Annotated in this window: 17 protein-coding genes; 2 read left to right on the top strand and 15 right to left on the bottom strand. The window is 56.8% G+C overall.

The genetic code is table 11. The features are described 5' to 3' along the window. Nucleotides 1–72 precede the first annotated feature (72 nt). Nucleotides 73–2,274 (top strand): OsmC domain/YcaO domain-containing protein, encoded by a 2,202-nt coding sequence (locus ACYZTL_RS18725; protein WP_461953000.1) that lies wholly within the window; start codon nucleotides 73–75, stop codon nucleotides 2,272–2,274. A 198-nt stretch (nucleotides 2,275–2,472) separates the two neighbouring features. On the opposite strand, the gene ACYZTL_RS18720 is transcribed toward ACYZTL_RS18725, so the two are convergent. Both ACYZTL_RS18720 and ACYZTL_RS18715 read right to left on the bottom strand, forming a co-directional pair. After that, nucleotides 2,473–2,997 carry a single-stranded DNA-binding protein gene (locus tag ACYZTL_RS18720; RefSeq protein WP_461952999.1) on the bottom strand — a complete coding sequence of 175 codons (525 nt, stop codon included), beginning with the start codon at nucleotides 2,995–2,997 and terminating at the stop codon, nucleotides 2,473–2,475. A gap of 9 nt (nucleotides 2,998–3,006) precedes the next feature. Beyond that, complete coding sequence (locus ACYZTL_RS18715) at nucleotides 3,007–4,404, bottom strand: MFS transporter (protein ID WP_461952998.1); 1,398 nt, start codon at nucleotides 4,402–4,404, stop codon at nucleotides 3,007–3,009. A 191-nt stretch (nucleotides 4,405–4,595) separates the two neighbouring features. Between ACYZTL_RS18715 and uvrA the strand changes: the two genes are divergently transcribed. Continuing rightward, nucleotides 4,596–7,430 carry an excinuclease ABC subunit UvrA gene (gene uvrA / locus ACYZTL_RS18710; protein ID WP_461952997.1) on the top strand — a complete coding sequence of 945 codons (2,835 nt, stop codon included), beginning with the start codon at nucleotides 4,596–4,598 and terminating at the stop codon, nucleotides 7,428–7,430. 65 nt (nucleotides 7,431–7,495) lie between these two features. On the opposite strand, the gene bfr is transcribed toward uvrA, so the two are convergent. The 13 genes from bfr to rplR form a co-directional block, all read right to left on the bottom strand. Then, nucleotides 7,496–7,960, bottom strand: coding sequence for a bacterioferritin (bfr, locus tag ACYZTL_RS18705; protein WP_007933692.1), 465 nt, complete (start codon nucleotides 7,958–7,960; stop codon nucleotides 7,496–7,498). A gap of 149 nt (nucleotides 7,961–8,109) precedes the next feature. Further along, on the bottom strand, nucleotides 8,110–9,564 hold the full coding sequence (locus ACYZTL_RS18700) for a catalase (protein ID WP_461952996.1): 1,455 nt from the start codon (nucleotides 9,562–9,564) through the stop codon (nucleotides 8,110–8,112). 188 nt (nucleotides 9,565–9,752) lie between these two features. After that, nucleotides 9,753–10,139, bottom strand: a complete 387-nt coding sequence (rplQ, locus tag ACYZTL_RS18695) for a 50S ribosomal protein L17 (protein WP_007943777.1) — start codon at nucleotides 10,137–10,139, stop codon at nucleotides 9,753–9,755. 42 nt (nucleotides 10,140–10,181) lie between these two features. Beyond that, nucleotides 10,182–11,183: a DNA-directed RNA polymerase subunit alpha gene (locus ACYZTL_RS18690; protein WP_003186012.1), complete on the bottom strand. Its 1,002-nt coding sequence runs from the start codon at nucleotides 11,181–11,183 to the stop codon at nucleotides 10,182–10,184. A gap of 22 nt (nucleotides 11,184–11,205) precedes the next feature. Further along, on the bottom strand, nucleotides 11,206–11,826 hold the full coding sequence (gene rpsD, locus ACYZTL_RS18685) for a 30S ribosomal protein S4 (protein ID WP_003210056.1): 621 nt from the start codon (nucleotides 11,824–11,826) through the stop codon (nucleotides 11,206–11,208). An 18-nt stretch (nucleotides 11,827–11,844) separates the two neighbouring features. Beyond that, nucleotides 11,845–12,234, bottom strand: coding sequence for a 30S ribosomal protein S11 (gene rpsK / locus ACYZTL_RS18680; protein WP_002555466.1), 390 nt, complete (start codon nucleotides 12,232–12,234; stop codon nucleotides 11,845–11,847). A gap of 30 nt (nucleotides 12,235–12,264) precedes the next feature. Further along, entirely contained in the window at nucleotides 12,265–12,621 is a 357-nt protein-coding gene (rpsM, locus tag ACYZTL_RS18675) for a 30S ribosomal protein S13 (RefSeq protein ID WP_003186020.1), read from the bottom strand. 130 nt (nucleotides 12,622–12,751) lie between these two features. After that, the gene (gene rpmJ / locus ACYZTL_RS18670; protein WP_002555468.1) at nucleotides 12,752–12,868 is read right to left on the bottom strand and encodes a 50S ribosomal protein L36; all 117 of its coding nucleotides are present in this window, start codon (nucleotides 12,866–12,868) and stop codon (nucleotides 12,752–12,754) included. Nucleotides 12,869–12,895: 27 nt separating this feature from the next. Continuing rightward, nucleotides 12,896–14,224 (bottom strand): preprotein translocase subunit SecY, encoded by a 1,329-nt coding sequence (gene secY, locus ACYZTL_RS18665; protein WP_414908691.1) that lies wholly within the window; start codon nucleotides 14,222–14,224, stop codon nucleotides 12,896–12,898. Continuing rightward, nucleotides 14,225–14,662 carry a 50S ribosomal protein L15 gene (gene rplO, locus ACYZTL_RS18660; protein ID WP_007896782.1) on the bottom strand — a complete coding sequence of 146 codons (438 nt, stop codon included), beginning with the start codon at nucleotides 14,660–14,662 and terminating at the stop codon, nucleotides 14,225–14,227. It abuts the gene before it with no gap. A 3-nt stretch (nucleotides 14,663–14,665) separates the two neighbouring features. Continuing rightward, the gene (rpmD, locus tag ACYZTL_RS18655) at nucleotides 14,666–14,842 is read right to left on the bottom strand and encodes a 50S ribosomal protein L30 (RefSeq protein WP_003186033.1); all 177 of its coding nucleotides are present in this window, start codon (nucleotides 14,840–14,842) and stop codon (nucleotides 14,666–14,668) included. A gap of 2 nt (nucleotides 14,843–14,844) precedes the next feature. Then, nucleotides 14,845–15,345: a 30S ribosomal protein S5 gene (rpsE, locus tag ACYZTL_RS18650; protein WP_003186035.1), complete on the bottom strand. Its 501-nt coding sequence runs from the start codon at nucleotides 15,343–15,345 to the stop codon at nucleotides 14,845–14,847. 3 nt (nucleotides 15,346–15,348) lie between these two features. Continuing rightward, nucleotides 15,349–15,699: a 50S ribosomal protein L18 gene (rplR, locus tag ACYZTL_RS18645; protein WP_003186037.1), complete on the bottom strand. Its 351-nt coding sequence runs from the start codon at nucleotides 15,697–15,699 to the stop codon at nucleotides 15,349–15,351. Nucleotides 15,700–15,708: the final 9 nt, after the last annotated feature.

Raw genomic sequence — 15,708 nt, 5'->3', positions numbered from 1 at the left:
CCACAAGACTTACCGCTGAAAAGCCGGATAATGGCGGCCAAATCGTCTAGCCCGTTATTCTGGTAATCCCCCATGGAAATCAAGGTCAACTTTCTCGACAACCTTCGGCTTGAAGCCAAGTTCGATGACTTCACGGTGGTGGCCGATCAACCAATCCGCTACAAGGGCGATGGCTCGGCACCGGGTCCGTTCGACTACTTCCTGGCTTCGTCGGCGTTGTGTGCGGCGTACTTTGTGAAGTTGTACTGCAGCACGCGCAATATCCCCACGGAAAACATCCGCCTGTCGCAGAACAACATTGTTGACCCGGAAAACCGTTACAACCAGATTTTCAAGATCCAGGTCGAATTGCCGGCGGACATCTCCGACAAGGACCGCCAGGGCATCCTGCGTTCCATCGACCGTTGCACCGTGAAAAAAGTGGTGCAAGCCGGGCCTGAGTTTGTGATCGAAGAAGTGGAAAACCTCGACGCCGATGCCCAGGCGTTGTTGATGCCTGCGTCCAGTTCAGAGGTGGGCACTTACATTGCGGGCAAGGATCTGCCGCTGGAGCAAACCATCGCCAATATGTCGGGGATTCTGGCGGACCTGGGCATGAAGATTGAAATCGCCTCGTGGCGCAATATCGTGCCCAATGTATGGTCGCTGCATATCCGCGATGCGCACTCGCCGATGTGCTTCACCAACGGCAAGGGTGCGACCAAGGAAGGCGCGTTGGCGTCGGCGTTGGGCGAGTTTATCGAGCGACTCAACTGCAACTTCTTCTACAACGACCAGTTCTGGGGCGAAGACATCGCCAACGCGGCGTTTGTGCATTACCCGGACGAACGCTGGTTCAAGCCTGGCCGTAAAGATGAACTGCCGACTGAAATTCTCGACGAGTACTGCCTGAGGATTTACAACCGCGACGGCGAACTGCGTGGCTCCCATCTGATCGATACCAACTCGGGCAATGAAGAGCGCGGCATCTGCTCGCTGCCGTACGTGCGCCAGTCGGACGGCGAGGTGGTGTATTTCCCGTCCAACCTGATTGAAAACCTGTTCCTGAGCAACGGCATGAGTGCCGGTAACACGCTGGCCGAAGCCCAGGTGCAGTGCCTGTCGGAGATCTTCGAGCGCGCGGTAAAACGCGAAATCATTGAAGGTGAATTTGCACTGCCGGATGTGCCGGCCAACGTGCTGGCGAAGTACCCTGGGATCCTCGCCGGCATTCAGGCGCTGGAGGAACAGGGGTTCCCGGTGTTGGTGAAGGATGCGTCCCTTGGGGGTGAGTTCCCGGTGATGTGCGTCACGTTGATGAACCCGCGTACCGGCGGTGTGTTCGCCTCGTTCGGCGCGCACCCGAGCCTGGAAGTGGCGCTGGAACGCAGCCTGACCGAATTGCTGCAGGGCCGCAGCTTCGAAGGCCTCAACGACTTGCCACAGCCGACTTTTGAAGGTCATGCGGTGACCGAGCCGAATAACTTCGTCGAGCACTTTATCGATTCCAGCGGCGTGGTGTCGTGGCGCTTTTTCAGTGCCAAATCGGATTACGAATTCGTGGAGTGGGACTTCTCCGGCCAGGGTGAAAACTCGAATACCGAGGAAGCCGCGACCTTGTTCGGCATTCTCGAAGGCATGGGCAAGGAAGTGTACATGGCGGTCTACGAGCATATCGGCGCGACGGCCTGCCGCATCTTGGTGCCGGACTATTCGGAAATCTATCCGGTAGACGATCTGATCTGGGATAACACCAACAAAGCGCTGTTCTTCCGCGCCGACATCCTGAACCTGCATCGCCTGGACGAAGAGGAACTGCGATCGTTGGTTGAACGTCTGGTGGAAAGTGAGCTGGACGACTACACCGACATCACCACCTTGATCGGCATCGAGTTCGACGACAATACCGCCTGGGGTCAGCTGACGATCCTGGAGTTGAAGCTGCTGATTTATCTCGCCTTGCAACAATTTGAAGAGGCGAAAGAGGCGGTGGAAATGTTCTTGCAGTACAACGACAACACGGTTGAGCGTGGTTTGTTCTACCAGGCCGTCAATGTAGTGCTGGAGATGAAGCTGGACGAAGACCTGGAACTGGAAGACTACGAGGCCAATTTCCGCCGGATGTTTGGCAGCGAGCGGACGGATGCAGCGATCGGATCGGTGGACGGCAGCGTGCGCTTCCATGGCTTGACGCCGACCAGCATGAAACTGGAAGGGCTCGATAGACACCAGCGCCTGATCGACAGCTACAAAAAACTGCACACGGCGCGGGCCAACGTGACCGCAATCCTGTAGGAGCCGGCTTGCTGCGGGCGGCGTTCCGACGATCCAGGCAGCGCGGTTAATCAAGTAAACCGCGTAATCGTTCATCGCCAGCAAACGGAACGCCGCCCGGCCGCTCCTACAAGGGGCGCAAAAGAAACCCCCCGACCAGTCCAGAGGACCGATCGGGGGTTTCGAGGCTAGACCTTACAAAAAAGTCTAAGGTGGACTCTAAAACGGGATATCGTCATCAAAGCTGTCGTCGAAATTCGGAGCCGGTTGCGGAGCCGCCTGCTGTGGAGCCGGACGCGACTGTTGCGGTGCCGACTGCTGCGGACGCGGAGCCTGTTGGCGCGGAGCCGGGGCGGACTGCTGGTAGTTATTGCCCCCGCCTTGTTGGTCGCCCTGCTGTGGACGGCCGCCCAGCAATTGCATGGTGCCTTGCATGTCGACCACGATTTCAGTGGTGTAACGCTTGATACCGTCTTTTTCCCACTCGCGGGTCTGCAGCTTGCCTTCGATGTAGACCTGCGAACCTTTACGCAGGTATTCGCCGGCGATTTCTGCAACTTTGCCGAACATCGACACACGGTGCCATTCAGTCTTTTCGACTTTCTGACCGGTTTGCTTGTCGGTCCACTGTTCGCTGGTCGCCAGACTCAGGTTGGTCACGGCGTTACCGTTAGGCAAGTAGCGAACTTCGGGATCCTGGCCGCAAGTGCCGACCAATATGACTTTGTTAACCCCACGGGCCATAACGTTCTCCTAGGCTACGCACGCTGCCCCGGCCGGGTTGTTCACCAGGCGCTCAAGGGTGGTGCGATCCAATAGTTCGGTGTCCAATTTTATGTAAATCGCCGCTTCGTCTTCGACGATTACTGCATCTGTTACCCCTACGACGGCCTTCAGGCGCTCGACCAGACCCGCTTCGCGGATCGCCTCGGGCGACAACGGCAAGCGCAGGCTCGTCACGTAAGGTGGTTCGCGCATGGTAACAGCAAAGGCCAGCCAGAGGGCAGCCAGGCCGGCGCATCCGAGGAATACAGCCGACAAACCGCCATGCTGGAACATCCAGCCGCCGAGGATCCCGCCCAGCGCCGAACCGAGGAACTGACTGGTGGAATAAACCCCCATCGCCGTGCCCTTGCCGCCGGCCGGTGAAACCTTGCTAATCAACGATGGCAATGAAGCTTCCAGCAAATTGAACGCGGTAAAGAACACCACCGTCCCGATCACCAGAGCCCGCAAGCTATCGCCGAACTGCCAGAAGAATAGCTCAGTGAGCATCAGCGTCAGCACCGCGCCCAATAAAACTCGTTTCATTTTGCGTTTCTTCTCGCCGTAGATAATGAACGGGATCATGGCGAAGAAAGAAATCAGCAGCGCGGTAAGGTAGACCCACCAGTGCTGCTCTTTGGGCAGCCCGGCTTTTTCGACCAGGGCCAGCGGCAATGCGACGAAGCTCGACATCAACATCGCGTGCAACACAAAAATGCCCAGGTCCAGGCGCAGCAGGTCCGGATGCTTGAGCGTCGGCATCAGCGCCTGACGCGCGACGCCGGACTCGCGATGCTGCAACGGCCCGGTGGAGCGCGGCACCATGAACATCACAATCACGATGCCAAACAGCGCCATGCCACCCGTGGCGAGAAACAATCCGGACAGACCGAAAGCGCGGGTCAGCAACGGTCCTACAACCATGGCGACAGCGAACGACAGACCAATCGTCATGCCGATCATGGCCATGGCTTTCGTCCGATGCTGTTCGCGGGTCAGGTCTGACAGCAATGCCATGACCGCTGCAGAAATGGCCCCGGCACCTTGCAGGATTCGTCCGGCGATCACGCCCCAGATCGAATCGGCATTGGCCGCCAGCACGCTGCCGAGGGCGAATACGATCAGGCCCAGGTAAATCACCGGACGGCGCCCGACGCGGTCGGAAACGAAACCGAAAGGAATCTGAAAAATCGCCTGGGTCAGGCCGTAAGCACCAATCGCCAGCCCGATAAGGGCCGGGGTCGCTCCTGCCAGATCCATCCCATAGGTCGCCAATACCGGCAACACCATGAACATGCCAAGCATACGGAAGGCGAACACCAGGGCCAGACCGCTTGCTGCGCGGGTCTCACTGCCACTCATGCGTTCGCTGTGGGGATCGTGCATGGAAAAACCTCATGTGAACCGGCGGCGATTCTACCAGTCCCATCGTTTGACAGGGTATATCGCGACGCTTTGACGCGCTCCGCTGACAGACTCTTCATGTAGGAGAGTCACCCACTCGTTTGATAGTGTGCATCCATCCAGTATTTGGCCGTATACTCCTACGTTTTCGACGCCCGCCGAGCGAGGCCACTTTGGACAAGATCCTGATTCGTGGGGCCCGAACCCACAACCTGAAGAACATCGACCTGACCCTGCCACGGGACAAACTGATCGTCATCACCGGCCTGTCCGGATCCGGCAAATCGTCCCTGGCATTTGACACGCTGTACGCCGAAGGCCAGCGCCGTTACGTCGAATCGCTGTCGGCCTATGCCCGGCAGTTCTTGTCGATGATGGAAAAACCTGACGTCGACACCATTGAAGGTCTGTCGCCAGCCATTTCCATCGAACAGAAGTCGACCTCGCACAACCCGCGCTCGACCGTCGGCACCATCACCGAAATCTACGACTACCTGCGCCTGCTTTACGCTCGCGTGGGTATTCCGCGCTGCCCGGATCACGACATTCCGCTGGAAGCGCAAACTGTCAGCCAGATGGTCGATCTGGTCCTCGCGCAACCGGAGGGCAGCAAGCTTATGCTGCTGGCCCCGGTGATCCGCGAGCGTAAAGGTGAACACCTTTCGGTCTTCGAAGAGCTGCGCGCCCAGGGCTTTGTACGGGCCCGGGTCAACGGCAGGATCTGCGAACTGGATGAACTGCCGAAGCTGGACAAGCAAAAGAAGCATTCGATTGATGTAATCGTCGACCGCTTCAAGGTCCGCGCCGATCTGCAGCAGCGTCTGGCCGAGTCGTTCGAGACCGCGCTGAAACTGGCCGACGGCATTGCCCTGGTAGCACCGATGGATGACGAACCCGGCGAAGAGATTATCTTCTCCGCGCGTTTCGCCTGCCCGATCTGCGGCCATGCCATCAGCGAGCTGGAACCCAAGCTGTTCTCCTTCAACAACCCGGCCGGCGCCTGCCCGACGTGCGATGGCCTGGGGGTGAAGCAGTTCTTCGACATCAAGCGACTGGTGAATGGTGAACTGACCCTGGCCGAGGGCGCGATTCGCGGCTGGGATAGGCGCAACGTCTATTATTTCCAGATGCTCGGGTCGCTGGCGTCGCACTACAAGTTCAGCCTCGAAGTACCGTTCAACGAACTGCCCGCCGATCAGCAGAAATTCATCCTGCACGGCAGCGGCTCGCAGAACGTCGACTTCAAATACCTGAACGACCGTGGCGACATCGTCAAACGCTCGCACCCGTTCGAAGGCATCGTGCCGAATCTGGAACGTCGCTACCGCGAAACCGAATCGGCCTCCGTGCGCGAAGAGCTGGCCAAGTTCCTCAGCACCCAGCCTTGCCCGGATTGCCGTGGCACGCGTCTTCGTCGCGAGGCGCGGCATGTCTGGGTGGGCGAGAAGACGCTACCGGCCGTCACCAATCTGCCGATTGGCGATGCGTGCGAGTATTTCGGCGTATTGAAGCTGACCGGGCGTCGCGGCGAAATTGCCGACAAGATCCTCAAGGAAATCCGCGAGCGTCTGCAGTTCCTGGTCAACGTTGGCCTCGATTATCTGTCGCTGGATCGCAGTGCGGACACGTTGTCTGGTGGCGAAGCTCAGCGGATTCGTCTGGCCAGTCAGATCGGTGCCGGTCTGGTTGGCGTTTTGTACATTCTTGATGAACCGTCGATTGGCCTGCACCAGCGCGACAACGATCGGTTGCTCGGCACGCTCAAGCACCTGCGTGATATCGGTAACACGGTGATCGTGGTCGAGCACGATGAAGATGCGATTCGCCTGGCAGACTATGTGGTGGATATCGGCCCGGGTGCTGGCGTGCATGGCGGCCATATCGTCGCCGAAGGCACGCCGGCCGAGGTCATGGCTCACCCTGATTCGTTGACCGGCAAGTACTTGTCGGGTCGGGTGAAGATTGCTGTTCCGGCCGAACGCACGCCGCGTAACAAGAAGTTGTCGCTGTCTCTTAAAGGAGCTCGTGGCAACAACCTGCGTAACGTCGACCTGGACATTCCGATTGGTCTGCTGACCTGTGTCACTGGCGTATCCGGTTCGGGTAAGTCGACGTTGATCAACAACACACTGTTTCCTTTGAGCGCTACGGCACTCAACGGCGCAACGACGCTGGAAGCGGCGGCTCACGACAGCATCAAAGGGCTGGAGCATCTGGACAAGGTCGTCGACATCGACCAGAGCCCGATCGGCCGTACACCTCGCTCCAACCCGGCGACGTACACCGGGCTGTTCACGCCGATTCGCGAGCTGTTCGCCGGCGTGCCGGAATCCCGTTCGCGCGGTTACGGACCGGGGCGTTTCTCCTTCAACGTGAAGGGCGGACGCTGCGAGGCTTGTCAGGGCGACGGCTTGATCAAGGTTGAAATGCACTTCCTGCCAGACATCTATGTTCCTTGCGATGTCTGCAAGAGCAAGCGCTACAACCGCGAAACGCTGGAGATCAAGTACAAGGGCAAGAGCATTCACGAGACACTCGAAATGACCATCGAGGAGGCTCGGGTGTTCTTCGATGCGGTTCCTGCTCTGGCGCGCAAGCTTCAGACGTTGATGGATGTCGGTCTGTCGTACATCAAACTGGGACAATCGGCGACCACGCTGTCCGGTGGTGAAGCGCAGCGGGTGAAACTGTCCCGCGAACTGTCGAAGCGCGATACCGGCAAGACGCTGTATATCCTCGATGAACCGACTACTGGTTTGCACTTCGCGGATATTCAGCAACTGCTAGACGTGCTGCATCGTCTGCGCGACCACGGCAACACCGTGGTGGTGATCGAGCACAATCTGGATGTCATCAAGACAGCTGACTGGTTGGTGGATCTTGGGCCGGAAGGTGGTTCAAAAGGCGGGCAGATCATTGCCGTCGGTACGCCGGAAGAAGTCTCCGAGATGAAGCAGTCTCACACCGGTTTCTACCTCAAACCGCTGCTGGCTCGCGACAAGGCCTGAATCAGGCCCATGAAAAAGCCCCTGTCACTTTGTCGGTGACAGGGGCTTTTTTGTACGGAAAAAAATCAGAACTGCGATTGCAGGTAATTCTCCAGACCGATCAACTTGATCAGACCCAACTGCTTCTCCAGCCAGTAGGTGTGATCTTCTTCAGTGTCGTTCAGCTGAATGCGCAGGATCTCGCGGCTGACATAGTCCTTGTGCAGCTCACAGAGCTCGATGCCCTTGCAGAGTGCGGCGCGGACTTTGTATTCCAGACGCAGGTCGGCGGCCAGCATATCCGGCACGGTGGTACCGACATCCAGGTCATCCGGACGCATGCGCGGCGTGCCTTCGAGCATCAGGATACGGCGCATCAGGGCGTCAGCGTGCTGCGCCTCTTCTTCCATTTCGTGGTTGATACGTTCGTAGAGCTCGGTGAAACCCCAGTCCTCATACATCCGTGAATGGATGAAATATTGATCACGCGCCGCCAGTTCGCCGGTCAGCAACGTGTTGAGGTAATCGATTACGTCTGGGTGGCCTTGCATCGCCCTACATCTCCCTGCTTGAAAGTCTGTAGTTTGAACCACGACGACTGTTTGGTCACTTTGTTTGCGCGATAAAAGCGAAGATATTCTGAGAAAAGTGGTTTAAATAGCGCAAAAACCGCCCGAATGAGGGCGGTTCTGCTTCTCGTTTAGACTTCGTTAATCTGTACGTTGAGTGCCCTTGCGATTGCTTCTCCATACGCCGGGTCGGCCTTGAAGAAATGCTGCAATTGGCGATCAACCACATCACTTGAAACGCCAGCCATCGCCCCGGCAATGTTGTTGACCAACAGCGCCTTCTGCTCCTCACTCATGAGTCGGAACAGCGCACCGGCATGACTGTAGTAGTCGGTGTCCTCACGATGATCGTAACGATCAGCCGCACCGCTGAGCGCCAGAGCTGGCTCAGCATAGCGAGGCGCTTGTTTCGGCGATTCGACGCAACTGTTTGGCTCGTAGTTCGGCGCTGCACCGCCATTGTTGCCAAACGCCATGGAGCCATCACGCTGGTAGCTGTTGACCGGGCTGCGAGGCGCATTCACCGGCAGTTGCTGGTGGTTGGTGCCTACACGGTAGCGGTGCGCATCTGCGTACGCGAACACGCGACCTTGCAGCATGCGGTCCGGTGACAGACCGACACCCGGAACCATGTTGCTCGGACCGAACGCCGCCTGCTCGACTTCAGCGAAGTAGTTCAGCGGATTGCGGTTGAGCTCCAGCTCGCCCACTTCGATCAGTGGAAACTCTTTCTGCGACCAGGTCTTGGTCACGTCGAAAGGATTCTCGTAATGCGCCGCAGCCTGGGCCTCGGTCATGATCTGAATGCATACGCGCCATTTCGGGAAATCACCGCGCTCAATTGCACCGAACAAGTCGCGTTGTGCGTAGTCCGGATCCGTACCGGCCAGGCGCGCGGCCTCTACCGGCGCCAGGTTCTTGATCCCTTGCTGTGTCTTGTAGTGCCATTTCACCCAGTGACGCTCGCCGCTGGCGTTGATCAGGCTGTAGGTGTGGCTGCCGAAGCCGTGCATGTGACGATAGCCGTCAGGAATGCCACGGTCCGAAAACAGGATGGTGACCTGGTGCAGCGCCTCAGGCGAGTGCGACCAGAAGTCCCACATCATCTGCGCGCTTTTCAGGTTGCTTTGCGGCAAGCGCTTTTGAGTATGGATAAAGTCCGGAAATTTGAGCGGATCGCGAATGAAGAACACCGGCGTGTTGTTGCCGACGATGTCCCAGTTACCTTCCTCGGTGTAGAACTTCAGGGCGAAGCCACGTGGATCGCGCTCTGTGTCGGCCGAACCGCGCTCACCACCCACGGTGGAAAACCGCAGGAACGTCGGGGTTTGCTTGCCGACGGATTCGAACAGTTTGGCGCTGGTGTATTCGGTGATGTCGCGCGTGACGGTGAACGTACCGTAAGCACCCGAGCCTTTGGCGTGCACGCGGCGCTCCGGGATGTTTTCACGGTTGAAGTGGGCAAGCTTCTCGATCAGGTGGAAGTCGTCGAGGAGCAAGGGGCCGCGAGGGCCGGCGGAGCGGGAATTCTGATTGTCGGCGACAGGAGCGCCACTGGCGGTGGTAAGTGTTTTATTTTGGCTCATGCGATCTCTTCCTCTGTCAGTCTTGAACTGCCGACTAATCGGCTGAGAGGAAGTATTGTTCACGAACGTTACACCTGCTAATTCATTAACCTGCAAGTGTCGATAGAAAAATACTAACGTGGGTACGCTTTTCATACGCGCACAAAAAACCGGGCACTAGGCCCGGTTTTTCGTTTCAGACTGACGTCTTACTCAGCGGATACAGCTTCACCGCCGGTAGCACGATCAACCAACTCGACGTACGCCATAGGCGCGTTGTCGCCAGTGCGGAAACCGCACTTGAGGATGCGCAGGTAGCCACCCTCACGGGTAGCGTAACGCTTGCCCAGGTCGTTGAAGAGCTTACCAACGATAGCTTTCGAACGAGTACGGTCGAAAGCCAGACGGCGGTTAGCCAGGCTGTCTGTCTTGGCCAAAGTGATCAGCGGCTCAGCAACGCGACGCAGTTCTTTAGCTTTCGGCAGTGTAGTTTTGATCAGCTCGTGCTCGAACAGCGACACTGCCATGTTTTGAAACATGGCCTTGCGGTGCGAGCTAGTGCGGCTCAGGTGACGACCACTTTTACGATGACGCATGGTTCATTCCTTACCAAACACGACGTTCGGTGATTACGACGATCAGGCAGTCGCCTTGTCGTCCTTCTTAAGACTTGCAGGCGGCCAGTTGTCGAGGCGCATGCCGAGGGACAGACCGCGGGAGGCCAGAACGTCCTTGATTTCAGTCAAGGATTTCTTGCCAAGGTTCGGAGTCTTCAACAGCTCTACTTCGGTACGCTGAATCAGGTCACCGATGTAGTAGATGTTTTCCGCCTTAAGGCAGTTAGCCGAACGTACAGTCAGTTCCAGATCGTCAACCGGGCGAAGCAGGATCGGATCGATCTCGTCTTCCTGCTCGACAACCACTGGCTCACTGTCACCTTTGAGGTCGACGAACGCAGCCAACTGCTGTTGCAGAATGGTTGCAGCGCGACGGATAGCCTCTTCAGGATCCAGAGTACCGTTGGTTTCCAGATCAATAACCAGCTTGTCCAGGTTAGTACGCTGCTCGACACGGGCGTTTTCCACCACGTATGCGATACGGCGAACCGGGCTGAACGAAGAGTCAAGCTGCAAGCGACCGATGCTGCGGCTTTCGTCTTCATCGCTCTGACGCGAGTCTGCCGGTTCATAACCACGACCACGAGCTACGGTGAGCTTCATGTTCAGGGCGCCGTTAGACGCCAGGTTAGCGATTACGTGATCGGGGTTAACGATCTCGACATCATGATCCAGCTGAATATCGGCAGCGGTAACCACCCCCGAACCCTTCTTCGACAAGGTCAGCGTAACTTCGTCACGACCGTGCAGCTTGATAGCCAGACCTTTAAGGTTCAACAGGATTTCAATTACGTCTTCCTGTACGCCTTCGATGGCGCTGTACTCATGGAGTACACCGTCAATCTCGGCCTCGACTACTGCACAGCCGGGCATTGAGGACAACAGGATGCGGCGCAGCGCGTTGCCCAGGGTGTGGCCGAAACCACGCTCGAGAGGCTCGAGAGTGATCTTGGCGCGGGTTGGACTGACAACCTGCACATCAATATGGCGGGGTGTCAGGAACTCATTTACCGAAATCTGCATGGATGCACCTATTTTCTAGCCCTTACTTGGAGTAGAGCTCGACAATCAGGCTTTCGTTGATGTCGGCGGACAGATCACTGCGAGCTGGAACGTTCTTGAAAACGCCCGACTTCTTCTCAGTGTCTACTTCTACCCATTCTACGCGGCCACGTTGGGCACACAGATCGAGAGCTTGGACAATGCGAAGTTGGTTCTTTGCTTTCTCGCGAATCGCGACCACGTCACCAGCACGAACCTGGTACGACGGCACGTTTACGGTCTGACCGTTAACGCTGACGGATTTGTGCGATACCAGCTGACGGGATTCGGCACGAGTAGAGCCAAAACCCATACGGTATACAACGTTGTCCAGACGGCATTCGAGCAGTTGCAGCAGGTTTTCACCAGTTGCACCTTTCTTGCCAGCAGCTTCTTTGTAGTAGCCGCTGAATTGACGCTCGAGAACGCCGTAGATACGACGGACCTTCTGCTTTTCACGCAGTTGGGTGCCGTAATCGGACTGGCGACCGCGGCGTTGGCCGTGGATACCAGGTGCTGCTTCAATGTTGCACTTCGATTCGATCGCGCGCACGCCGCTCTTCAGAAAGAGATCGGTGCCTTCGCGACGAGCGAGTTTGCATTTTGGACCAATGTAACGAGCCATTCTTTACAATCTCCTGGATTACACGCGGCGCTTCTTCGGCGGACGGCACCCGTTGTGCGGGATTGGCGTCACGTCGGTGATGCTGGCGATCTTGTAGCCACAGCCGTTCAAAGCGCGGACTGCAGATTCACGACCTGGGCCTGGACCTTTGACGTTAACGTCGAGGTTTTTCAGACCGTATTCCAGCGCAGCTTGACCAGCACGTTCAGCAGCTACTTGAGCAGCAAACGGGGTGGACTTGCGGGAACCGCGGAAACCCGAACCACCGGAGGTAGCCCAGGAAAGAGCGTTGCCTTGACGGTCGGTGATGGTCACGATTGTGTTGTTAAAAGAAGCATGGATGTGGGCAATGCCATCAACCACTGTCTTTTTAACTTTTTTACGAGGACGAGCAGCAGGTTTAGCCATGATTAATTTCCTGTCGATTCGCTGGGGCGATTACTTGCGGATCGGCTTACGCGGACCTTTACGGGTACGCGCGTTAGTCTTGGTACGCTGACCGCGCACTGGAAGACCACGACGATGACGCAGACCGCGATAGCAACCGAGGTCCATCAAACGCTTGATTTTCATGTTGATTTCGCGACGCAGGTCACCTTCAGTGGTGAACTTCGCCACTTCGCCACGCAGCTGTTCAATCTGCTCGTCGCTCAGATCTTTGATCTTTGCGGCTGGGTTTACCCCAGTCACTGCACAGATCTTCTGCGCAGTAGTGCGACCAACACCATAGATGTAGGTCAGCGAGATAACAGTATGCTTGTTATCTGGAATGTTAACGCCTGCAATACGGGCCATTCAGTGGGACTCCAATTGACAGCTACCTACGCCCCGGAAGCCAAGAAATAGGGCGCGAGATAATATCGCTGTAATAACAAATAATCAACCCGGTAGCGCACTAGCTACCGGGCTTGAAGCACAATCACACTCAGCCTTGGCGCTGTTTGTGACGCGGTTCCGCGCTGCAAATTACTCGAACAACACCTTCGCGGCGAATAATCTTGCAGTTACGGCACAGCTTTTTCACCGATGCACGAACTTTCATCACCAACTCCTCGAACCTTATGGGTACTCAGCGCAACATGCCGCTGCCGTAACCCTTCAGGTTGGCTTTCTTCATCAGGGATTCGTACTGGTGCGAAACGAGGTGCGATTGTACTTGGGACATGAAGTCCATCACAACCACGACGACGATCAGCAACGAGGTCCCGCCAAGGTAGAACGGTACGTTTGCTGCAACCACCAGGAACTGGGGCAACAAGCACACGGCCGTCATGTAAAGAGCACCGAACATGGTCAAGCGAGTCAGAACGCCATCAATGTAGCGCGCAGACTGCTCACCTGGACGGATACCCGGAATAAAGGCACCGGACTTCTTCAGGTTTTCCGCTACGTCTTTCGGATTGAACATCAACGCCGTATAGAAGAAGCAGAAGAAAATAATCCCTGCACTAAACAGCAGAATATTCAACGGCTGACCAGGAGCGATCGACTGCGAGATGTCCTGCAACCAGCCCATACCTTCAGACTGGCCGAACCAGGCACCCAACGAAGCCGGGAACAGCAAAATGCTGCTCGCGAAAATGGCCGGAATAACACCGGCCATGTTCACCTTCAGCGGCAAGTGGCTAGTCTGCGCAGCGAAGACCTTACGACCCTGCTGACGCTTGGCGTAGTGAACAGCAATACGACGCTGACCACGCTCAATGAACACCACGAAACCGATAATCGCTACTGCCAGCAAACCGATGGCAACCAGGGCGAAGATGTTGATATCACCCTGACGTGCAGACTCGAAAGACTGCCCGATCGCTCTCGGAAGACCGGCGACGATACCCGAAAAAATCAACATCGAGATACCGTTGCCAACACCACGCTCAGTAATCTGCTCACCCAGCCACATCATGAACATCGCACCAGCCACAAAAGTGGATACCGCGACGAAATGGAAGCCAAAGTCACCAGTGAACGCAACGCCCTGCCCTGCCAGACCAATGGACATGCCAATTGCCTGAACAAGAGCGAGGACGACAGTGCCGTAGCGGGTGTACTGGCTGATCTTGCGACGGCCAGCTTCACCTTCCTTCTTCAACTGCTCCAGCTGCGGGCTGACGGCGCTCATCAGTTGCATGATGATCGATGCCGAGATGTACGGCATGATCCCCAGTGCAAAGATGCTCATCCGCTCCAGCGCGCCGCCGGAAAACATGTTGAACAAGCTAAGAATGGTCCCCTCATTCTGTCGAAACAGGTCCGCGAGTCGGTCCGGGTTGATACCTGGAACCGGGATGTGTGCGCCTATTCGGTAGACGATAATCGCCAGGAACAGAAAACGCAGACGAGCCCAGAGTTCAGACATACCGCCTTTGCCGAGCGCAGAGAGAGCACCTTGCTTAGCCATTTATTCCTCGAACTTGCCGCCAGCTGCTTCGATAGCCGCACGCGCACCTTTGGTGGCGCCGATTCCCTTTCCGATGGTAACAGCGCGAGTCACTTCGCCGGACAGCATGATTTTCACACGCTGTACGTTGACGTTGATCACGTTGGCATCTTTCAAGGACTGCACGGTGACGATGTCGCCTTCCACTTTAGCCAGCTCGGACAGACGCACTTCTGCGCGATCCATGGCTTTCAGGGAAACGAAACCGAACTTCGGCAGGCGACGATGCAGCGGCTGTTGACCGCCTTCAAAGCCTGGAGCAATGGTGCCACCGGAGCGGGAGGACTGACCTTTGTGGCCACGACCACCGGTCTTGCCCAAACCACTACCGATACCACGGCCCGGACGATGCTTTTCGCGACGGGAACCCGGCGCTGGACTCAGATCATTGAGTTTCATCGATTAACCCTCGACACGCAGCATGTAGTAAGCCTTGTTGATCATCCCGCGATTCTCGGGAGTATCAAGTACTTCTACAGTGTGACCGATGCGACGCAGACCCAGACCCTTAACGCACAGCTTGTGGTTAGGGATGCGGCCGGTCATGCTTTTGATCAGCGTAACTTTAACGGTAGCCATGATCAGAAGATCTCCTTGACGCTTTTGCCACGCTTGGCGGCAATGGATTCAGGAGACTGCATAGCTTTCAAACCTTTGAAAGTGGCGTGAACCACGTTTACCGGGTTAGTCGAGCCGTAGCACTTGGCCAGAACGTTCTGAACGCCAGCAACTTCGAGGACAGCACGCATAGCGCCGCCAGCGATGATACCGGTACCTTCAGAAGCAGGCTGCATGTACACCTTCGAAGCGCCATGGGCGGACTTCATTGCGTACTGCAGAGTGGTGCCGTTCAGATCAACTTGGATCATGTTGCGGCGAGCAGCTTCCATTGCCTTCTGGATCGCAGCAGGCACTTCACGCGACTTGCCACGGCCGAAGCCAACGCGCCCTTTACCATCACCAACCACGGTCAACGCGGTGAAAGTGAAGATACGGCCGCCTTTAACGGTTTTGGCTACGCGGTTAACTTGAACCAGCTTCTCGATGTAGCCTTCGTCGCGCTTTTGGTCGTTATTTGACATAACTTAGAACTCCAGCCCAGCTTCACGAGCAGCATCAGCCAGCGCCTTGACGCGGCCGTGGTACTTGAAGCCAGAGCGGTCGAAAGCCACCTGCGAGACGCCAGCGGCTTTAGCACGCGTAGCGACCAGCTGGCCAACCTTAGTGGCCGCGTCGATGTTGCCAGTGGCGCCATCACGCAGTTCTTTATCCAAAGTCGAGGCAGATGCCAGGACTTTGTTGCCGTCGGCCGAAATGACCTGGGCGTAGATGTGCTGCGACGAGCGGAACACGCAGAGACGCACGACTTCGAGTTCGTGCATTTTCAGGCGTGCTTTGCGAGCGCGACGCAGTCGAGTAACTTTTTTGTCGGTCATTTGCTATGC

Source organism: Pseudomonas sp. LB3P81, assembly GCF_054897965.1.
This window is presented reverse-complemented; position numbering and strand designations above follow the sequence as displayed.